The 21,044-nt window shown below is 41.4% G+C and carries 21 protein-coding genes; 14 read left to right on the top strand and 7 right to left on the bottom strand.

The annotated features are described in order from the left end of the window. Positions 1 to 30 precede the first annotated feature (30 nt). The gene (locus F824_RS0121685) at positions 31 to 987 is read left to right on the top strand and encodes an aldo/keto reductase (protein ID WP_019600044.1); all 957 of its coding nucleotides are present in this window, start codon (positions 31 to 33) and stop codon (positions 985 to 987) included. A 153-nt stretch (positions 988 to 1,140) separates the two neighbouring features. Next, positions 1,141 to 2,073, top strand: a complete 933-nt coding sequence (locus tag F824_RS0121680) for a YihY/virulence factor BrkB family protein (RefSeq protein WP_019600043.1) — start codon at positions 1,141 to 1,143, stop codon at positions 2,071 to 2,073. 32 nt (positions 2,074 to 2,105) lie between these two features. On the opposite strand, the gene F824_RS0121675 is transcribed toward F824_RS0121680, so the two are convergent. After that, positions 2,106 to 2,399 (bottom strand): hypothetical protein, encoded by a 294-nt coding sequence (locus tag F824_RS0121675; protein ID WP_019600042.1) that lies wholly within the window; start codon positions 2,397 to 2,399, stop codon positions 2,106 to 2,108. A gap of 93 nt (positions 2,400 to 2,492) precedes the next feature. Next, on the bottom strand, positions 2,493 to 4,907 hold the full coding sequence (gene tamL / locus F824_RS0121670; RefSeq protein ID WP_019600041.1) for a translocation and assembly module lipoprotein TamL: 2,415 nt from the start codon (positions 4,905 to 4,907) through the stop codon (positions 2,493 to 2,495). A gap of 17 nt (positions 4,908 to 4,924) precedes the next feature. On the opposite strand from tamL, the gene F824_RS0121665 reads away from it, so the two are divergent. The 4 genes from F824_RS0121665 (at position 4,925) to F824_RS0121650 (ending at position 8,268) form a co-directional block, all read left to right on the top strand. Next, positions 4,925 to 5,665, top strand: a complete 741-nt coding sequence (locus F824_RS0121665; protein ID WP_019600040.1) for a TrmH family RNA methyltransferase — start codon at positions 4,925 to 4,927, stop codon at positions 5,663 to 5,665. Between the two features lie 59 nt (positions 5,666 to 5,724). Then, the gene (locus tag F824_RS0121660; RefSeq protein ID WP_019600039.1) at positions 5,725 to 6,729 is read left to right on the top strand and encodes a bile acid:sodium symporter family protein; all 1,005 of its coding nucleotides are present in this window, start codon (positions 5,725 to 5,727) and stop codon (positions 6,727 to 6,729) included. A gap of 163 nt (positions 6,730 to 6,892) precedes the next feature. Further along, positions 6,893 to 7,474 (top strand): META domain-containing protein, encoded by a 582-nt coding sequence (locus tag F824_RS0121655; RefSeq protein ID WP_019600038.1) that lies wholly within the window; start codon positions 6,893 to 6,895, stop codon positions 7,472 to 7,474. An 8-nt stretch (positions 7,475 to 7,482) separates the two neighbouring features. Then, positions 7,483 to 8,268 (top strand): PhzF family phenazine biosynthesis protein, encoded by a 786-nt coding sequence (locus F824_RS0121650; RefSeq protein WP_019600037.1) that lies wholly within the window; start codon positions 7,483 to 7,485, stop codon positions 8,266 to 8,268. Positions 8,269 to 8,272: 4 nt separating this feature from the next. On the opposite strand, the gene F824_RS0121645 is transcribed toward F824_RS0121650, so the two are convergent. Continuing rightward, positions 8,273 to 9,349, bottom strand: a complete 1,077-nt coding sequence (locus tag F824_RS0121645) for a 3-oxoacyl-ACP synthase III family protein (RefSeq protein WP_019600036.1) — start codon at positions 9,347 to 9,349, stop codon at positions 8,273 to 8,275. A 146-nt stretch (positions 9,350 to 9,495) separates the two neighbouring features. After that, positions 9,496 to 10,131: a peroxiredoxin gene (locus F824_RS0121640; protein WP_019600035.1), complete on the bottom strand. Its 636-nt coding sequence runs from the start codon at positions 10,129 to 10,131 to the stop codon at positions 9,496 to 9,498. A 261-nt stretch (positions 10,132 to 10,392) separates the two neighbouring features. Between F824_RS0121640 and F824_RS0121630 the strand changes: the two genes are divergently transcribed. The 7 genes from F824_RS0121630 (at position 10,393) to F824_RS0121595 (ending at position 15,955) form a co-directional block, all read left to right on the top strand. Then, positions 10,393 to 10,725, top strand: a complete 333-nt coding sequence (locus tag F824_RS0121630) for an arsenosugar biosynthesis-associated peroxidase-like protein (protein ID WP_019600033.1) — start codon at positions 10,393 to 10,395, stop codon at positions 10,723 to 10,725. Beyond that, positions 10,725 to 11,768 (top strand): arsenosugar biosynthesis radical SAM (seleno)protein ArsS, encoded by a 1,044-nt coding sequence (gene arsS, locus F824_RS0121625; RefSeq protein WP_019600032.1) that lies wholly within the window; start codon positions 10,725 to 10,727, stop codon positions 11,766 to 11,768. The genes F824_RS0121630 and arsS overlap by 1 nt, the downstream gene beginning before the upstream one ends. Before the next feature lie 4 nt (positions 11,769 to 11,772). Then, entirely contained in the window at positions 11,773 to 12,396 is a 624-nt protein-coding gene (locus F824_RS0121620; protein ID WP_019600031.1) for a TIGR04282 family arsenosugar biosynthesis glycosyltransferase, read from the top strand. Continuing rightward, positions 12,393 to 13,364, top strand: coding sequence for an arsenosugar biosynthesis arsenite methyltransferase ArsM (gene arsM, locus F824_RS0121615; protein WP_019600030.1), 972 nt, complete (start codon positions 12,393 to 12,395; stop codon positions 13,362 to 13,364). Before F824_RS0121620 ends, arsM begins: the two co-directional genes overlap by 4 nt. A 141-nt stretch (positions 13,365 to 13,505) precedes the next feature. Then, a complete protein-coding gene (locus F824_RS26720) occupies positions 13,506 to 14,012 on the top strand; it encodes a DUF6134 family protein (protein ID WP_019600029.1) in 507 nt (168 codons plus the stop codon). Positions 14,013 to 14,023: 11 nt separating this feature from the next. After that, positions 14,024 to 14,716, top strand: a complete 693-nt coding sequence (locus F824_RS0121605) for a TIGR04283 family arsenosugar biosynthesis glycosyltransferase (RefSeq protein WP_019600028.1) — start codon at positions 14,024 to 14,026, stop codon at positions 14,714 to 14,716. Positions 14,717 to 14,878: 162 nt separating this feature from the next. Continuing rightward, positions 14,879 to 15,955 carry a VOC family protein gene (locus F824_RS0121595; RefSeq protein WP_026333851.1) on the top strand — a complete coding sequence of 359 codons (1,077 nt, stop codon included), beginning with the start codon at positions 14,879 to 14,881 and terminating at the stop codon, positions 15,953 to 15,955. 270 nt (positions 15,956 to 16,225) lie between these two features. On the opposite strand, the gene F824_RS0121590 is transcribed toward F824_RS0121595, so the two are convergent. After that, positions 16,226 to 17,581 carry an amidohydrolase gene (locus F824_RS0121590; RefSeq protein WP_019600025.1) on the bottom strand — a complete coding sequence of 452 codons (1,356 nt, stop codon included), beginning with the start codon at positions 17,579 to 17,581 and terminating at the stop codon, positions 16,226 to 16,228. Between the two features lie 250 nt (positions 17,582 to 17,831). On the opposite strand from F824_RS0121590, the gene F824_RS0121580 reads away from it, so the two are divergent. Continuing rightward, positions 17,832 to 18,803, top strand: coding sequence for a YheT family hydrolase (locus F824_RS0121580; protein WP_019600023.1), 972 nt, complete (start codon positions 17,832 to 17,834; stop codon positions 18,801 to 18,803). Between the two features lie 242 nt (positions 18,804 to 19,045). Here F824_RS0121580 and F824_RS0121575 read toward each other — a convergent pair whose 3' ends face one another. Further along, a complete protein-coding gene (locus F824_RS0121575; RefSeq protein WP_019600022.1) occupies positions 19,046 to 19,951 on the bottom strand; it encodes a helix-turn-helix domain-containing protein in 906 nt (301 codons plus the stop codon). A gap of 52 nt (positions 19,952 to 20,003) precedes the next feature. Further along, a complete protein-coding gene (locus tag F824_RS0121570; protein WP_019600021.1) occupies positions 20,004 to 20,873 on the bottom strand; it encodes a hypothetical protein in 870 nt (289 codons plus the stop codon). Positions 20,874 to 21,044: the final 171 nt, after the last annotated feature.

The following is a 21,044-nucleotide window of genomic DNA, read 5'->3' as shown; positions in this document are numbered from 1 at the left end:
AATATCTTTACATTCTAAATAACTTTGAATATGAAAACAATCACTTTTAGCAATGGCGATCAAATCCCGATTTTGGGTTTGGGAACTTGGAAGTCAAAACCAGGGGAAGTTTATCAAGCTGTACTTTGGGCGATTGAAGCAGGATACAGACATATAGATTGTGCCGCCATTTATAACAACGAGAAAGAAGTAGGAAAAGCCCTTCAAAAAGCATTTGAGGACGGTTTGGTGAAAAGAGAGGAAATGTTTATCACCTCGAAACTTTGGAACAATGCCCACAGAAGGGAAGATGTGAAACCGGCTTTGAAACAAACCTTAATGGATCTCCAGCTGGATTATCTCGATTTGTATCTAATTCATTGGCCAATAAGTTTCAAAGCGGGAGTGGGGTTTGCCGAAATTCGAAAGGATTTTTATACTTACAGTGATGTTCCGCTTTCTCAAACGTGGGCGGCCATGGAAGAGGTCAAAAAATTCGGCTATGCCAGAAATATCGGAGTCTCCAATTTTAATATTACAAAATTGGGAGAAATCCTGAAAAACTGTACCGAAAAACCAGAGATGAACCAAGTGGAAATGCATCCTTACCTTCCACAGGAAAAACTGGTGAATTTTTGCAAATCAAATGGAATCCACCTAACTGCATATTCTCCATTGGGTTCTGGGGATAGATCATCTCAGGCAAAAAAACCTGATGAGCCGATACTATTGGAAGATAAAATGATACGGGTATTGGCAGAGAAACATCACTGCAGCGCTGCTCAAATCCTGATCGCATATTCGATACATCGGGACATCGTCGTGATCCCCAAATCCGTCAATCAGGAGCGGATCAAACAGAACTTGGAAGCCACTAAAATCCAATTGGATGAAGGAGATCTTGAGAAATTGAATTCAATTTCAACGAGGCATAGATTCATTGATGGCTCATTTTTCACGAAGGGGCAAAGCCCATACAAGATGGAGGATTTGTGGGAATTGGAATGAAAAAATAATAATTCCAAAAAAGATTGAATCAAAAGTCAAAAGGTTAATTATTCAAATTGTCTATATTTTTTGTGAAATGTGGTTAAATTTGTGAGATTCCAATTTAGAGAAAGAATAATATAATTCTTTTGACTTTATTTTAGAAAGAATTCCATGATTAAACGATTTAAAGAGCTGACTTTTTTTCAAATACTGTTTGATAGCATAAAAAATTTCGGCAAAAGTGATTCCATGATTTTTTCTGCTGGAACCGCTTTTTACACCATTTTCAGCTTGCCGGCTTTCCTGATCATCATCCTTAATATTGGGAGCACATTTTACAAAGAATCCAGGATTAAAGAGGAAATATTGTCCCAAGTCGGCGAATTGGCAGGGGAGGAGAGTGTTGCCACCTTGGAAAACATCATGGAAAATATCACCCAAAGTTCTGGGGGAATGATTTCCAATATCATCGCCATCTTTGTTTTGGGTTTCAGTGCCACCACTGTCTTTGTAAGTTTACAGAATGCCATCAATCACATTTGGCACATCAAAGCAAAACCCGAAAAAGGGATTCTAAAATTTATCATCAATCGGTTGTTGAGCTTTTCCATGGTCGCCTCTATTGGTTTTATTTTACTGGTTTCCTTGGTTTTGGATGCGCTGATTATTGTGTTGTTTACCTATTTCGATTATTTTCTGGAATCGGTGACCGTGTATTTGGTTTCTATTATCCATTTGGTCCTAGCACAGGCATTGCTGGTGGTGATATTCGCTTTGATGTATAAGATCTTGCCAGATGCCAAGGTAAGGTGGCGAGATACCTGGATGGGTGCTTTTGTTACGATGATCCTATTTGCCGCCGGCAAATATCTGATAGGCTTCTACATGGGCAATACTGATTTTGCAAGTGCATACGGTACTGCTGGATCTCTTGTGGTCCTTTTGGTTTGGGTATATTATTCAGTGGTGATTTTCCTTTTCGGTGCCCAGATTACATATTATATCGCTGTAAAAACAGGTGGCGACATTATTCCACTTTCTCAGGCGGTCAAAGTGGAATTGAGAGAGGTGGAAGAAAGCGATGAAAGTTTGGCAGACAATTGATCCCCAATATCGGCTTTTAGAGTGAAATTTTTTTAGGCCTTGTTTAAGATTCTGGAAACCAACATTTCCCACTCCTCTTCAAGGCTAGTATCTGGTCTTTTTTCACCCGCCCGCCGATACCAATAATCCGCATTCCAAATATCCCCTTCTTTTCGATGGAGATACGCATGTACCCTTGCAGACAATAAATCCGTAGGTCCATCCGCCAAGTCATGGGCCTTTTGCCAATCATTCTTGGCATCATACCACAAGGATGTAAGTTGGCTTGAGATTCCTGAAGGAGGGAAGTCTGAAGCCAAGGATTGTTTGAATACTGAAACTGTCATTACTTTAACATTGAGAACCTTATTTTTCGGAATGTTTTGATCTCTGGTAAGGCTAATTTCTTGTTTTTAATTTTCATTCCCAAAAAATGAGGATTAAAAAGGATAGCCGATTCCGACATTGAAGACAGTTTGTCCTTTTTCTCCCAAAAACCGATTGAAAAAATTACCCAAAATGAAACGTTCTCCGGTAACCCTGGCTGGATCTACCGCCTTGACCCCCATGTCCAATCGAAGAATCAAGAAATCGAAATCCATTCTCAATCCGATTCCAGTGCCCACGGCTAAATCTTTGTAAAATTTGTCTATTTCAAAATTTGCTCCAGGTCGGGTAGGATCGGGAGCAAAAGTCCATGAATTTCCCACATCAATGAAGAAAACCCCATCAAAATAGCCATAAATTTTGCTTCTCAATTCGAACATTCCCTCAAATAGGATTTCTCCCGGCTGCTCAAATCGATAATCGAAAGAGCCGTCTTCATTTCGGTCTGGTGTATAAGAACCAGGGCCCAAGCGTCTGGGCTGCCAAGCCCTGATTCCCGTGCTTCCTCCCGCAAAGAAATATTTTTCATAAGGCAATACGCCATCGCTTACACCATAAGGTTTGGCAAGCCCGAGATTGAGTCTGTAAGCAAAAGTTTGTTTTGGGGTCAGGGGAATGTATCGTCTGAAATCCGCCTGAAATTTAAGAAATTGGAAATAAGCCAGGCTCCTTCTGTCCACAAAATCTCTTTTCACGAAATTCAAGGTTGACCCTCCGCTTTCAAAAAACAGACGCAAAAGAGAAGCATTCGTCCTGTTGAATATTCCGTATTGATTGAAATTGATTATGGCCTGACCTGAAATGCTGCTGACATAAGAAGGTAAAAAGGAGTTGATGAGGTTATTTCCTTGATTTTGAAGGTTTTCCAGTAAAACTCGAAAATCATTGTTGAGACTGGATCGGATAAAATTCGCATCCAATAAATTGAAAGTAAATTGATTTTTAAGATTCCGGGTATTCCAATTATAGGCAAGAATTCCATTCAAACTTTCTCGGGTATATTCTTGCCGGTTGACGTAATTGTACCCCACCAAGGCTCTGGTTCTGGGGTTATATCGGCCAAATTTTTCCAAGGAAGTAATTTTCAGGGGAAATAAGAATTTCGGGAAAATAACGGATGCTGAGGTGTTCAACTCCCGACTTCTAAAAACTCCGCCTTCTCCGGTCGCAGAAACCACGCCTTCCAGTCCTGCCCGGAAATTGAATTCAAAGATTTCAGCTCCCCGGAAAAGATTCCTATTCCTCAAAGAATGACTGAAAAAAGGGCCTGGTATCTGTTCTGTAATGCTTGCCCCAAGCTGATTGGTGATTTGGTATTTTTGGTTGGGTTGGGTGTATATTTTTGGTTGCAGGATGTTCCCAACGGTATCGAAGGCGATATTGACAAAACGAAAAAGGTCTAGATTTGCAAGTTGTCTCTGGGTTTCCAATACCTCCGACCTGCTATAAAGGTCTCCCTTGTTGATAAAAATCCTTGAGGAGATGATTTTTTCCGAGTACTTGTCATTGTAAATATTGAATTTGATGTCCCGAAAGGTAAATTTGCTTTCCTTTTCGAAAAATTCATCAGTAGGCGACTCAATGAAAAACTGGATCGAATCAAAGTAATATACTCTGTGATTGCCCTCATAACTGGGTTTTCGGATAAGCTGTTCTATGGATACTGATTTTTCGACAGTGTCTTTGTATACATTGAATTCAATGTAGGATTTTGAAAAAGTATAATAACCATTTTCTTTGAGGAGATCTTCGACCCTTTGTCTTTCTCGTGTAAGCTGGGTTTGTTCATATCTGGATTTTGATTTGATTAGGACTTTTGACGCATTCAATTCCAACAGACGATATATCTCCGGATCATCTGAACGCGTGTAAAAGGAGTCGATTATATAAGGCTCATTTTCGGTAATGAGGTAAGTGACTTTGGCTAATTTTTTTGCTTTTTTTACCTCAAAATCCACCTCGCTGTCAAAAAAACCATTGTTGGACAGGTAAAAATCCATCTGCCTGGCTGTCTCTCGTGTAATGACACTGTCATAAAGGACTCTTGGATTTCCGGTCCGCATGAAAAAATTCCCGTATTCCAATTTCTTTTCGATGGATGAAATCTGGCTATTGATCTTGTTGAAGCGTTTTATCTGCTGGTTACTCAGGGACTCATTTAGAGCCAAGTCACTGAGTACTTTCTTTTCCGCTTCCAATTTGATCATTTTGTTCTCATGCTTGGTGCTGTCAAAGGTCCACTCGCCAAATCGGTAAATAGAAACACCCACGGATGTATTGAGCAATGGGATTCTAGTATTTGGATTTTGTTGGATCAGGTTCGCAAGGGCGTTTTTATCACTTTTTTTAATCCCCTTGATTTCAACTTTGTTTACTAAAAATTGATCATTTCTCAGTCCCTTGGTCAAAGAACATGCAGAAATCAAAAAAAGAAGAAGTATAAAGTTTATATATTTGGCCTTATTCACGAGAAGTTATATACCGGATGTTAAGCAAAAATACGCTTAAGTTTATTAAATCCTTGCACCAGAAAAAATTCAGGAAACAAGAAAACTCTTTTTTTGTGGAAGGTGAGAAAAATGTGATGGAATTGTTGGCATCTGATTTTGATGTTACCCATCTTTTATTCACCTCAAAGTTCGGAAATGAACATTCTTCCTTGCTTTCTGATTTTGATGGGGAGGCGTTTGAAGTCACACAAAAGGTGCTGGAGTCTGTTGGATTTTTTCAAACCAACGATGTAGCACTTGCCGTTGCCACGACCAAAGCCAATGCTCCTTTAGAAATAAGACCCAATGATTTGATGTTGGCATTGGATGATGTACGTGACCCCGGAAATCTGGGAACGATCATCCGGATCGCCGATTGGTATGGAATTCAAAACATTGCCTTGTCCACGGAGTCCGCGGATTTTTACAATCCAAAAGTTTTGCATTCCAGCATGGGCAGTTTTACCAGGGTGAATGTTTATTATACCGACTTAAATATCTTTCTTCCGAAATCAAAACTACCTGTTTATGGCGCATTTATGGAAGGGGAATCCATTCACGAAGCGGAACTTACGCCATCTGGAATCATCCTGATGGGAAATGAATCCAATGGGATTTCGGACGCATTGGCGCCCTTGGTGACCAAAAAACTTACCATTCCAAAATTTGGGAATGCAGAATCCCTCAATGTGGCCATCGCAACGGCAGTGATCTGTGACAATTTCAGAAGGAAATAGGGAAAAATTGTTGCATGCTCCTTTTATTCACCAAAAATCACCGGCTAAATATTTTGTAAATGCCTAGTATTCGAGAAACGCTTAAGCGTGTTGGCCTCAACACTTTTTTCTTCTTATTGATAGGGGTGATCTTTCTGGCCAGTTTTTTTCCAGAATGGGGAACATCCGATGGGGCTTTGCCTTGGAAAACAATCACAGGGGCAGGCATTTCCATCATTTTCTTTTTTTATGGTGTGAAATTGAGTCCACAAATGCTCAAAGCCGGACTTTCCAACTGGAAGCTACATGCAGTGGTACAATCGACCACATTTCTAATCTTTCCTTTGGTTATCCTTCTTCTTTATTGGATTTGGGGCAATGAAGGCTCTTACATCTGGTTAGGGGTGTTTTATTTGGCTGCATTGCCTTCCACCGTGTCCTCTTCGGTGGTCATGGTATCCATCGCGGGAGGAAACCTTCCCGCAGCAATCTTCAATGCAAGCATATCGAGTATTGTCGGCATTTTCATCACCCCTTTGTGGATGGATTTACTTTTGCCTGAAACTGCCGTGGCTTTTGAGTTGATGGATACCTTTATCAAATTGAGCCTTCAGGTGATTTTGCCAGTGGTTTTGGGATTGTTGCTCCATTCGTATTTGATCGGTGTTGTAAGTAAATATGCCACTGTCTTGAAGAATTTTGATCAATTGATTATCCTTCTGATTGTGTTTACCGCTTTTGCTGAATCTTTTGCCGAAAAGATGTTTGAAGGCCAGACTGCTTCGGAATTGCTGCTATTGGGATTTTTGATGTTGTCCTTTTTTCTGTTTATGCTGGGCTTGATGCATGTTATTTCCAAAGCTTTTGGGTTCTCGGATCCGGACAGGATCACGGTTTTGTTTTGTGGAAGTAAAAAATCCCTCGTCCAAGGAGCGGTTATGGGAAGGGTGATGTTTCCGGACCCCGTTGTTTTTGGGGTGATTTTACTGCCATTGATGATGTATCATGCCTTGCAATTGATCGTGGGGAGTGCAATTGCCCAACGTATGGGCGAGAGAAAAAAGCAAGGCGCTGGTAAAATTTGACAATCCTGCCCAATGGAAAATTGGAACACGGGATACGATCATTTCTTTCAAAACGTTTTAAACTGGATTTCTTTCTGGAGTTGAGTTTGTAAAATCAGTCTATTCGGGGATAAACGGATATTGCCGATAGGATGAAGGCAAAAATTGTAATCAACTGAAGCATATGAAGCAATTCCAGGACGGAATAGAATTGGTAATGTATAACACAGGTCAAAAGTATAAAAAGAACGCCATGAAAAAACTGCTGATTGCTTTCTGCTTTGCATTTACGGTACTGGCTTGTGCGCCTGAAGGTCAGCCAGGTTGTCCTGTGGTCTATGAAGTCAAAAAAACAAATGTCGGGATCCAAACCTCCTGGAGATTGATTGGGTTTCGAACCAAGGGATCTGGGTTCATTGATTTCCCACCTTGCGAAGCCTATGCATCCTATGGAAATGATGTGGACAATTTGCTGATACGGCTTAACCTGACAGAAAACCAAACCGGTGATGGGGATTTTGAATTGACCGGGAATGGCATTTCCAACTCAATTGTTGGACGCTACCGTTTGGGCCAAAATCAAACGATAGGGACTGTGGGAAATCTGTCAACTACAAAAGTGGGCGGGTCAGCAATAAATACGGCTTACGAAAACAAGTATTTTCAGGCCATTGTGCTGATGAACAGTTATGGTATTTCGAATAATATCCTCACGCTGGAATTTGGTGAGGGAAATGAGGAAATGATTTTTGTATCTATAAACTAATCCAAATAATGAATTTGAAAATCTACCAAGTGGATGCTTTTGCAAGCAAGGTTTTTGGCGGTAATCCCGCAGCTGTTGTTCCATTGTCATCCTGGTTGGAGGATAAGTGCCTTCAGCAAATTGCGATGGAGAATAATCTGTCCGAGACGGCATTTTATGTCAGGGAAGGAAAACATTTTACGCTGAGGTGGTTTACGCCAACCGTAGAAGTGGATTTGTGTGGCCATGCGACCTTGGCAGCTGCCCATGTACTTTTCCAGCATGAAGGCTTTCAAGGCGATGAAATCGAATTTATGTCACCAAGATCGGGACCGCTTCATGTCAGAAAGAAGAATGATGTCTTGCAATTGGATTTTCCGGCCGATGATTTCAGTGAAGTGGTATTGGTAGAAAGTTTACACATGGGATTCCAACCCAAGCCGATTGCTGCTTTCAAAGGCAAAACAGATTACCTGCTGCTTTTTGAAAATGAAAGTCAAATACAAAATCTCAAATTCGATATCCCCAGTATCGCCAAAGTCAAAGCAAGAGGAATCATCGTCACTGCTCCTGGAAATGAAGTTGATTTTGTTTCCCGTTTTTTTGGTCCACAGGTAGGAGTGGACGAGGACCCGGTCACCGGTTCCGCACATACCACCTTGACTCCTTTCTGGTCCGAAAAACTCGGTAAAAATGCCTTGACTGCTATTCAAATGTCTCCTAGAAAAGGGGAATTGACTTGTGAATTGGCCGGCAAGAGGGTTTTGATTTCCGGGAAAGCGGTGACCTATTTGATAGGCGAAATATTTATTTGAGGCTTCAGGGCACCAAATAGATCAGCGCATTTACATTCATTCCAGCACCCACAGAGGCCAAGACCAAATAATCTCCCGAATGGATTGCTTGGTCTTCCAGCTCTTCTTTGACTATCATATCATAAAGAATTGGGATTGTCGCCACGGAGTTGTTCCCTAGTTTTGAAATGCTCATGGGCATGATTTTTTCGGGAATGACCTCTACTTCAAACAATTTAAAAGTCCTTGCGAGAATGGCGGCATCCATCTTTGCGTTGGCCTGATGAATGAGTACCTTTTTGATTTCTTGGATGGTCAAGCCTGCTTTTTCGATGGTTTGTTTGACTACTAGTGGAACATTGGTAAGGGCATATTCATACAATTTCCTGCCGTTCATTTTCAGGAAGAGCGTGTTGTCTTTAAAATCCGGGTCATAGGAAATATCCATTTTTAGATAATGGGCTTGTGTAAGGGTATCTGTTCGCGTTTTATGAGCGAGAATACCGATTGGTGTATCCGAAGATTTCCCTTCCAAAATAACAGCACCTGCTCCATCAGAATAAATCATGCTATCGATATCATGTGGATCGGAAATTCGGGACAAGGTTTCAGCTCCAATCACAAGAATTCTTTTTGCGTCACCGGATTTAATGTAATAATCCGCTTGAATCACTCCTTGAAGCCAGCCCGGACAACCAAAGGGAAGATCGTAGGCTACGCAATCTGGATTCTCGATTTTTAGAAGGTGTTTTACCCTTGAGGCGAGTGTTGGGACCAAATCGGATTTCTGGTTGTCATGTCGAATATCGCCAAAGTTGTGGGCGACAATGATATAATCGAGTGTTTCTGAATCTATGCCTGCATCGGAAATGGCTTTTTCGGAGGCATAAAACGCCATATCCGACGTATTCAAATCAGGGTCTAGATATCTTCTTTCTTCTATTTCAGTGATTTCTTGAAGTTTGTTGATGATGTCTTCATTTTTTTTGAGGATTTTTTCTCCTTTATCATTGAAGAATGAATTTGATAAAAAAACTTCATTTTTAACGACAAGATTGGGGATATACTTGCCTGAACCGATAATAATTGAGTAAACTGACATAGGTGACTTTAGTCTTTTGATTATTTGGTTTGAAAAAATGGAAATTAAGGATTTTTATTCCTAAAAAGGGCATTGACCCCAAATTTTATGTTCAAAAAAAGCCTTCAGTGAATACTGAAGGCTTCAAAAATATTTGTTCAACAGGTTTAAAGATTTGGCTGAGGAGTCATTCTCAGGTAAGGTTTTATTTCTTTGTGTCCTTTCGGGAATTTTGCCGGTATATCCTCGTTTTTGATTGCGGGAGCAATCACTACGTCTTCTCCGTTTTTCCAGTTGGCAGGTGTTGCCACGGAATAATCTGCGGTGAGTTGTAAAGAATCAATGACCCTAAGCAATTCGTCGAAATTCCTGCCGGTACTTGCTGGATACACGATGATGAGTTTGACTTTTTTATCTCTTCCAATGATGAAAACCGATCTCACGGTAAAATTCTCGCTGGCATTGGGATGGATCATGTCATACAAAGTGGATATTTTCCGATCTTGGTCCGCAATGATGGGGAAATTGACCGTTGTGTTTTGCGTTTCATTGATGTCTTTGATCCAATTCATATGGTCGGGAATTCCATCAACGCTCAATGCCATTACCTTCACGTTTCTTTTTTCAAACTCTTTCTTCAGCTTTGCCACCGCACCCAATTCAGTGGTACATACCGGAGTATAATCTGCAGGATGGGAAAAAAGTATTCCCCAACTATCACCCAGGTATTCATAAAAATCAATTGTCCCTTCTGTTGTTTCCGCGACAAAATTCGGAGCCAAATCACCTAATCTTAGTGTCATAGTTGAAAATATTTAATTTTATTGTTTTCAAAATTTAGAATTAAATATACAAAAAAAATCCTTTTGTAGGAGTCAATGAAAAATGAAACTTTCAGAGGGATGGAAAGTTTTTTTGATTCTTCTTTTACAATCATCCAAGAAACCATAGTTTGTGATTTGAAAAAATAGCAGATCAGAAAATAAACAACAAATTGTGAAACCTTTGATTAAAATAAAAGATTACCTCATCTGACTATCATCCAACATTCGTAAATAGAGACCATGAAAACATATTATAATTCTGAAGATTTAAAGAAATTTGGTAAAATCGCTGATTTTCAAAAGCCAATGGCGGACAAGTTTTTTGATTATTATGGCGAAGTATTCAAAGCGGGAGCCCTTACGGCAAGAGAAAAATCATTGATCGCTTTGGCCGTTTCCCATGCGATCCAATGTCCCTATTGCATTGAAGCCTATACTGTGGACACGATGGAAAAGGGATGTGATGAAGAACAAATGATGGAAGCCGTACACGTTGCAGCTGCCATTAGGGGAGGAGCCAGTTTGGTTCACAGCACCCAAATGATGAATAAAGTCAAAGAAATATCCATGTAATGAAGTCACTCAAAGCACAAAACCATCCTTTATCCAGCAGCACCCATGAATTGGAGGTGTTGGAAGCCCAATCGGAAATCACTCCATTTTACAAAAAACTGAAGGAATCCGGATTGTTTCCGCTGAAACCTACCCAGATCGAAGTCCTCCAAATCAACATGGGCAAAATGTGCAACCAAGTTTGCAAACATTGCCATGTGGATGCAGGTCCAGACAGAAAGGAAATTATGACCAGGGATACAATGGGGTTTTGTCTGGATGTCATCAGGAATGAAAACATCAAAAATGTGGATTTGACAGGAGGTGCACCCGAGATGAATCCTGATTTCAGATGGTTTGTGGAAGAAATCAGGAAAATCAGTGACAAGATCAACATCATCGTCAGGTGCAATCTGACCATCATTGTGGCGAATCCAAAATACAATGACCTTCCGGAATTTTTCAAGACGAATCGAATTGACATCGCATCCTCTTTGCCTTATTTTACTGCCGTCAAAACGGATTCCCAGAGAGGAGAGGGTGTTTTCGAAAAATCGATCAAAGCGCTGAACATGTTGAATGCTGTAGGGTATGGAATCGCGGGATCCGGATTGGTTTTGGACTTGGTCTACAACCCTTCGGGAGCTTTTCTTCCCGCTTCGCAAAGCGACTTGGAATTGGAGTTTAAGAAAAAACTCAGCAGCCAATACGGAATTGAGTTCAATTCTCTATTCACCATTACCAATCTGCCGATCAGTAGATTTTTGGAATATTTGATCCGTTCCGAAAACTATGAGTCCTACATGGAAAAATTGCTGGATGCCTACAATCCCGTCGCGGCGGCCAATGTGATGTGTAGAAATACCATTTCGGTTGGCTGGGATGGGTTTTTGTATGATTGTGATTTCAATCAGATGCTGGAACTCAAAGTGGAAACCACGGGAAGTCAGCACATTTCCGAATGGAACCAAATCCAATTGTTGAACCGAAACATTGTCGTAAACCAACATTGTTTTGGCTGTACGGCTGGCGCAGGATCCAGCTGTGGCGGCACAACGTCTTAATGCCATGAAAAAAACAAATGGACAAGCGCTGATCGTTTTCCAGAAAAATCCGGTTTTGGGAAAAGTCAAAACCAGACTGGCGGCCACAGTTGGAAATGAAAAAGCCTTGGAAATATATCACCATCTGCTGAAACTGACCTATTCCCAAATCACCCAAATCCAGGAAATCGCAGTCTTCATTTATTATTCCGATTATTTGGAGGAACCACCGGCAAGGGTTTCTTTGGATAGCAACCACCACAGGGTCCAACAGGGATCGGATTTGGGCGATAGGATGAGAAATGCCTTTTGGGAAGTGTCTGAGGCCGGATTCGAAAACATCGCCATCATCGGTACGGATTGTCCTGAGATAAGTGCTGAAATCATACGGGATGCATTCCTCAACCTGGCCTCTTTTCCGGTAGTATTTGGACCCGCAAAAGACGGAGGGTATTATTTATTGGGTATGAATCGGCTTGAGAACAGCTTGTTTGAGGAAATTCCTTGGAGTACTTCCGAGGTTTTGAAAATTTCAGCAGCAAGATTAAAAGATAAAAACATTCCATTCCAATTGCTTCCCATGTTGTCGGACATCGACAATGAGAAAGATTGGAATGCTTACATTCGCTTAACCCTAGAGACAAAATGAGTGATTATTTAGATGAGACCATCAATGTGTACAGAGATGCCGCATTAAAACCAAATGTAGGTCTTTGTTGTACCACCACACCGGTATGGCAACTACCGGGATTGACCATACCCAAAATAATGCAGGAGATGAATTATGGTTGTGGAAGCACCGTACATCCGCGAGATCTTGTCAACGATCCCAATATCCTGTATGTCGGTGTCGGAGGAGGAATGGAAGTCCTCCAATTTGCTTATTTTTCCCGGAAAACAAATGGCGTGATTGGGGTCGATATTGTGGATGAAATGCTGACGGCCTGTGATGTAAACCTTATCGAGTCTGAATCGGAGAACGATTGGTTCAAGCGGGATTTTGTCTCCCTGAGAAAAGGATCCGCACTTGCACTCCCAATTGAAGACAATTCCATCGATGTGGCAGCCCAAAACTGTTTGTTCAATATCTTCACCAAGCAGGATCTTCAAAAAGCATTGAAGGAAATGTACAGGGTTTTGAAACCCTATGGAAGACTGGTTTTGAGTGACCCAGTTACAGACCAGGAAATGCCTGAGACGCTAAGAAATGATGATCGCCTGAGGGCGCTTTGCCTAAGCGGTTCACTTTCCCTTGAGGAATACCTCAAAATGATCACCGATGCCGGATTCGGAACGGTGGAAGTTCGCGCAAAGAGGCCTTACCGCATCCTTGCGCCAGGACAATATGACACCAAAGAAATGATCTTTTTGGACAGTGTGGAAGTTTGTGCCATCAAAGACCCAATGCCATCCGATGGGCCTTGTATCTTCACCGGAAAATCCGCGATCTATTATGGAACTGCCGAATATTTTGATGACGATAAAGGACATGTCCTGCTGCAAAACCAGCCCTTGTCCATCTGTGACAAAACTGCCAATGCACTCATGGATTTAGGCAGGCAGGATATTCATATTTCACCGGCTACCTTCTTCTATGATGGAGGGGGTTGCTGTTAAGGTAAATTTTTCCCATCTTAGAAAACCCTTAAAGAAACCGAAGGGTGTCGAAACATGAAAAAATTGCTTTTCCTTTCTCTTTTGACTTTTCTGTGATCAAACAAGACCTATGGTCAAGAAAATATCAAATATGATATTTCCGTGGCTGGAATTTCCATTGGAGAATTGAATGCCAAGAAAAACACAAAAGATAAAAATACAGTCTATGAGCTCACCAGTTTGGTGAGCTTTTGGTTTTTTGGAAATATATCCGTCAATTTTGAAATTATCAGCCATTATAAAGACAATCTCTTGGTGAAGTCGAGAACAACAACAAAATCCAACAGGGGAGACTTTTTTTCCAAAATTGATTGGATCAATGAGCAGTATGAAATCTCCGCGACCAGCTACAAGTATGAATTGGACACCGCACTGGCCAACCCATTTTATTTCAGTTCTTCCAAACTGTATTTTGAAGAACCCATCCTGCATGCCGTATTCATGGCCGAAAACTATGGGCTTTCTTCCCCTATCAAGAAAAAAGGAGATTACTATGAAGTAGATGTCAACGGCAACAAAAACAAATTCTACTATCTCAATGGCAAATTGGAAAAGGCAATCATGCAAAGCCCCATCAAAAACTATGTCATCAAAAGGAAAAGCAACTGATTTTTTTAAACATGCGGCTTAGTATCATCATTCCCGTATTGGATGAATCGGAAAACCTGAAGAGCACGATTCCGACGCTTTTTAAAATTGGAGGATCGGATCTACTCGAAATCATCGTGGTGGATGGCGGTAGTAGGGACGAAAGCAAAGAAATTGCCCGCACACTCGGAGCCAAAGTGCTCAACTCCGAAGTAAGGAGCAGGGCGGCGCAGATGAATCTTGGAGCAAAATATGCCCAAGGCGAAATCCTTTATTTCGTCCATGCAGATGTTAGGCTCGTTCCGGGTTTTGTAAAAGAGATCCAGAATGCCATTTCGGATGGGTATGCCGCAGGTTGCTTTCGGTACCGATTTGATTCACCCAAACTGATGTTGCGTATCAATTCATGGTTTACGAGGTTCAATGGACTTTTGGTGGGTGGTGGTGATCAGACACTTTTTATCGGGAAATCAACTTTCAATGCTCTTGAAGGTTTTGATGAATATTATACCATCATGGAGGATTTTGATCTGGTACGGAAAATAAAAAGAAAATATCCGTTCCGGTTGCTTCCCAAGAGCATCCTGGTTTCCGCGCGCAAGTACGAAACCAATTCCTGGCTTCGGGTTCAGTGGGCAAATTTGGTGGCTTTTCTCATGTTTTTTCTTAAAATCCATCCGCAAAAGATAAAATCGACCTATCAGAGAATGTTGGATTATAGATAAATCGTTATGTTTATCCTTTGTGATGCCGGAGGAGTGCGGTTTTAGCCGAAAAATAGTTTGAAGATCAATAGTCCAAGAAGCTTTCCGTCCTCCATGGCATAAAAAAAGCTTTGATTTTGCCCAAAATCACCAAGAGCGAAAATCAAAAAAATAAAGCGGAAAATGACGAAGCATCCAGAACTTTTGCCTTTCATCAGTGGCATACAACAAATTGGAATTGGCGTAAAAGATGCCCACGAAGCTTGGGATTGGTATCGGAAATACTTCAAAATGGATGTTCCGATTTTTGAAGATGCCGCAACTGCCAGTTTGATGACCAAATATACTTCCGGAAAGGCGGAAGATCGGTATGCCATCCTTGCCTTGAACCTGCAGGGAGGAGGAGGTTTTGAGATTTGGCAATACACTTCGATCACACCACGAGCTGCAGATTTCCATATTACTTTGGGAGATCTTGGTGTTTTTGCGGTAAAAATCCGGACCAGGGATATATCGGAGACGTATAGGTTTTTTAAAAGTGAAGGATTGGATGTCATCGGTACGCCTACCATGTGCCCAGATGGAAGACAGCATTTTTACCTCCGTGATCCTTATGGGAATATGTTCGAAATGGTGGAAAACAGCTCTTGGTTCAACCAAAATGGTGATCTCACAGGAGGAGTGGCCGGTTGTGTGATAGGAGTATCCGATATAGAAAAAGCGTTGCCATTGTACCAAAATGTACTGCGCTACAAATTTGTCAGCTATGATAAAACAGCTGTTTTCGAGGATTTCAATCAAGTCTCAGGAGGCAATGACCAGTTCAGAAGAATTTTGCTTCAGGGTGAAAATGAAAGAAAAGGGGCATTCAGCAAATTGCTTTGCCAGACAGAAATCGAATTGGTGGAAGTCAAAACCCGTGAACCCATTAAAATCTTCAGGGATAGGAATTGGGGGGATTTGGGTTTCATCCATCTTTGCTTTGATATTTGGGGTATGAAGGCACTTTCCGAAAAATGTACAAAAATGGGCTTTCCGTTTACCGTCGATAGCAGCAACAGTTTTGATATGGGAAAAGCCGCGGGCCATTTTTCTTATGTGGAAGATCCGGATGGAACGCTGATCGAATTTGTGGAAACCCATAAAATCCCCATCATCGAAAAATTGGGATTGTATTTGAATATGAAAAACCGGAAGCCTGAAAAACCGCTTCCAAAATGGATGTTGAAAATGCTTTCCCTCAACCGAAAGAAAAACTAAAAAGCGGAACGTGCAATGCGTTCCGCTTTCCTTTTTAACACAATAAATTATGTGTGTACGCAATGATGCCGGTAAAATGGTAATTCAATAAAGTCTTGGCAGAAGACTGAAATATCCGATTCTTCGGTCTTCCGACTTCGGTCTTCCGACTTCCGACTTCCGTCTTCGGTCTTCCGTCCTATATGTGCTAGAATATTGGGTTTCTGCCAAGAAAGCGGATAACCACTGAATAAATGTTTCTTTGAACTTCCGTTATATAACAGGAAGGTTTTATTTTTTATTGTCCATCATCACCTCATCTCTTTTCAGGATTTCCATTGCAAAGAGACTCATGGCTTTTACCCCGGTTTTGATGGTGGGCTCCGGAAGGGGAGCGAAATATGGGGAGTGTAATCCAGGCAAATCCAGTCCTTTTTCCTTCGCGTTTTTGAAAGTCTCGGGATCTGTGGCACCTAGATAAAACATGGAAATGGGAATGTTTCTTTCCTGGAGTCCAAAACGGCTAAAATCCTCTCCGATCATTTGTGCCTGTACTTCCTGGACCTTATCTTCTCCGATATTGTTTTTGAATACCGAAACCATCTTTTGTGTCAATTCGGGATCATTGAGCAAGGCTGGTGTATAGGGATTTCGGATCCAATACGTCGGCAATTTATCCTCCGACAAACCGGCTGCCTTGGCTAGGTTTTCGCTGATTCTCTTGATGCTCGAGATCATTTCTTCCCGCACTTCAGGAGAATAAGACCTAAGGGTCAACTGCATTGTCACTTCATCCGGGATGATGTTATGGACAGATCCTCCATGGATTGATCCCACCGTGACCACTGCGGGTTCGGTTGGGGCGATTCTCCTGCTCACGATTGTCTGATAGGCCTCAATCATTTGGGCACTTAAGACAATCGGGTCAATTGTCGTGTGGGGCGCCGCTCCGTGTCCGCCTTGCCCATAAACCGTTACGTTCATCATGTCCACGCCAGCCATCAAAGCACCTGATTTATAACCAAGCATTCCTGCCGGCAAGAAAGGATCATCGTGAAGTGCAATGGCATAATCAGGATGGGGAAAGCGTTCGTACAGTCCATCATTCATCATGTTCCAGGCACCCATTCCGTTTTCCTCGGAAGGTTGGCCTACCATCAAGAGCGTTCCTTTCCAATCGTTCTTGAATTGCATCATCATTTTGGCAGTGCCTACGAAAACACTCATGTGGATATCATGTCCGCAGGAATGCGTGATGAAGGTTTCTTTTCCATCGTTGGTGATTCCTTTTTTGGTGCTGGAATAGGGGAGTCCCGTCTTTTCCTCCATCGGCAAGGCATCCATGTCCGATCTGATCAGCAAGACTGGTCCTGGGCCGTTTTTGAACATCCCGACCACTCCATAGCCCCCAATATTTTCAGTCACCTCATAGCCAAGATCCCGCAGTTCCTTGGCCATCAAAGCGGATGTTTCTTTTTCCTGAAGAGACAATTCTGGATTTTGGTGGAGATGCTTGTACAATTGATCGAGTTGAGGGTAAATTTTGTCAATCGATTCATCTATGGATTGAGCTTGTAAGCACGTGGAAACAGAAAAGAACAATCCAAAAAGGGTAGGCAAGGCAATCTTAAAACAGAATAATTTCATTTAAATATATTTAGTTTATGTGTGTATGCAATGGTGTTTTGGTAACTCAATAAAGTCTTGGCAAGAGACTGAAATATCCGATTCTTCGGTCATCCGACTTCAATCTTCCGTCTTCGGTCTTCCAACTTCGGTCTTCTGTCTTCGGACTTCCAACTTCGGACATCCCACTTCCAATCCATCAATTTAAATCAAAATATTCAATCTTAAGGGATATGTGATTACTTTCGTTCTTCAAACATTGTCTTTTTTTATGCCTATAATTTCCCAATCCACCTATTCGGGCCCCCCGAAGCATTTGTTCAATGGACACCTGGAAACCATTGTCCCCAGTATTTTCAGGAAAATAGAAGGACTTCAATACCTTAGAGAAAGGATTTTGACGCCTGACGATGACTTTTTGGATTTGGATTGGTCAAAAGTAGGAAGCAAAAAACTCCTGGTGATTTCCCATGGATTGGAGGGAAGTTCTGACCGCCACTATGCCAAGGGATTGGCAAAACTTTTCAATCAAAATGGCTACGATGTCTTGGCTTGGAACAACCGCTCCTGCGGGGGTGAGATGAACAAAGCGCCCATTCTATACCATCATGGGGCTTCCTATGATCTTGAGACGGTGATGCAACATGTGGAGAAAAAAGGAAGCTATCAGGAATACTATCTGGTTGGCATCAGCATGGGAGGAGCCCAAACTTTGAAATACATCGGGGAAAGAGGTGTTGACCTCAATTCAAAGATTAAGAAAGCAGCCGTTTATTCCACGCCATGTAACCTTCCTTCGAGTGCGGCGATGTTGAAATTGGAAGGGAATGCATTTTATAAGAACCGGTTTTTAGGGAAATTAAAGAAGAAAATGCTCCTGAAAGGGATGCAATATCCGAATATGGTGGATTTGGAATTGCTGAAAAGGGTGAAGGATTTCGACACCTTTGACACCCATTTCACGGCAAAAGTCCATGGGTTCAAAGACGCCAAGGATTTCTACCAAAGCGTAAGTGCAGACAATTGGATGGCGGGCATCCAAATCCCCACCTTGATCATCAATGCCATCAATGATCCACTTTTGGGAGATGCATGTTATCCCGTTTCATTGGCAGAAAAGCATGAGAAGATTTTTCTGGAAATGCCTAAAAGGGGAGGGCACACCGGATTTTTGGTCAAAGGACAAGAGTTTACCTGGGCTGAAATCCGGTTTTTGGAATTTTTGGAAGGGAAAGATTATTAGGGGATTTTTAAAAATCCGCAATGGCTGTAGTTGCTACTCCACCCAAATATTGTTGCTTTCATCCTGGAAAACATCACGCCATAAGCCTTTTCTAATGGATAAGTCAAAACGAAGTCCGATATCAACCGCACTGGGTGTAGTTTCTACTCCACCCAAATATTGATTAATTCCCAATGGAATGCCTCACGCCATAAGCCATTTCTAATGGCCAAGGCAAAAACGAAGTCCGACTTCAACTATTTTTAAGTTATATTCCTGAATTTCAGAGGGCTTGTTCCCAAGTGCTTTTTGAAGAAATTGTTGAAATGGGTAACTTCGGTAAAACCCAATGCATAAGCGACCTCCCCAACGTTCAAAGTACTGTGTTTCAACAATATCTTGGCTTCTTGTAAAACACGGTCTGAGATCAGCTGTGAAGTGGTTTTCTGCATTGTTTCTTTGAGGGCCCTGTTCAGATGATTGACATGGACGTTGAGTTGATTGGCAAAATCGGAAGCGGTTCGCAAATTGATTTTTGGATGGTGCTCTTCTATTGGAAATTGACGTTCAAGAAGCTCCATAAACAGTGCGGAAATCCTCTGAGAAGCATTGATCTGTTGCTTTTCGAAGTTGGTGGAAGGTTGCATTTTCAGTCCATAATGCAACAATTCAAAAACCAGGTTTCGCAGAATATCATATTTGTATTTGTATTCCGAACGGATCTCTTGTTCCATTTTTACAAAAATCGACTCAACCTCAATTGCCTGTTCATCGGTCAATTCAAATACATGGTTTCCATTCGGCTGGAAAACCTCATATTGGTTTAAATTGCCAAATTGATGGAAAAATTGTTGGTTGAATATACAAAATACTCCGCTTCTGATATCATCGATGTGTTCCCATTTATAGGGGATATAGGGATTGGAAAAGGAGAGGGCTTGTTTTTTTACTTCGAAGATCTTGTCTGCATAATGGACTTTGCTGTTTCCCTTCACGAGCATAATTTTATAGAAATCCCGTCTTTTGTAAGGAATGACTGGTTTGCCATTTTCCCCTATAAGCGGCTCAATCCTGAAAATATTGAAGTGTCCGATTTCGTTCCGGAAATTTTCAGGCATCCAGTTGAACTTCCTTTTGTAAAACTCGGCTAAACTTTCGGTTTTTTCCATTTTGATTGGAATCGAATGATAAGATAGATTTTGAATTCCTTTCCTGACAATATTAATTATTTCTGGCGAAGGTTTTATGGAAGGAATAATTTAAACTCACATTCCATACCCAATCCTTGTTTCCGATGATATCGGATCTTAGGCTTCTGTTTACGATTGAACCAATTGCAAGTGGGAAATTCCTTTTCGCAATGAGTACAGAAGTGTTTGCATAATAGCCGTCTCTTTCATCCATTTTGAGATAAAATACCTGGGGTCTGATGTTGAGATAAATCTGATCAGACAAGTGGATGTCGGAGAAGTTCATATTGAAAGCCAAAAACTGGGTGTTCTTGGTCAAGCCTTGGTCCAAACCCAATGAATGAAGGTAATACAGTCCAATCTTCACTTTTTTTGAAATATTGTAACTGGGTGATACCTCGCTGGCAAAAAATCTTTGGGCAACCATCAAATCATTTTTAAACCCGTTTGTTGACAAGGCTTCCCTAAATACAAAAGCCGGATGTACACCCATATTGAGGTTGAATTTTTCAGATTTGATCACTTTGTACCTCCACCACAGGATAAAAGACCAAGGTTTTCCATCCATTGCAAAGCGGATTTCCGGGTCAAAACTCAACCTTTCTCCTCCCAATGACAATTCGAAAACAACAGCGGGTCTTCCGAGAGAAAAGGTGGGGACCAATGAAATGCCATTGTTGGTTGCACTGATATTGCCTCTGAAGGTATAGCTTGGTTTTTCGGTTTCATCTGTTTGGGAAAAACCGACAGAAGCCAAACCGAAAATCATGGTTAAGATCAACCCCAACTTCAGAATGGATTTTCTTTGATTCCTCTTTGAAAGCATTGAAAGAACTACGGACAATCCATCAACTTTTGTCTTATTGGGATTGCCCAGGAATGGAGGGGGTAGCATATTCATAATGAAGGATCTTGCAGTATTTTAACGATGTAAAATTACCGCTAGACCCTTAACCGTTTGAACAGAATTCAAACCGATTCTTACAAAAATCAAACAATGAATTTTTGTTGTCTGCTACATGGCTGGGTGTAGTTTCTACTACACCCAAATATTGTTGAATCCCCAATGGAA

It is taken from the genome of Rhodonellum psychrophilum GCM71 = DSM 17998 (genome assembly GCF_000381545.1).
GTDB lineage: Bacteria > Bacteroidota > Bacteroidia > Cytophagales > Cyclobacteriaceae > Rhodonellum > Rhodonellum psychrophilum.
Note: the sequence above shows the minus strand (reverse complement) of the source record. Positions and strands in the feature narration are given on the sequence as shown.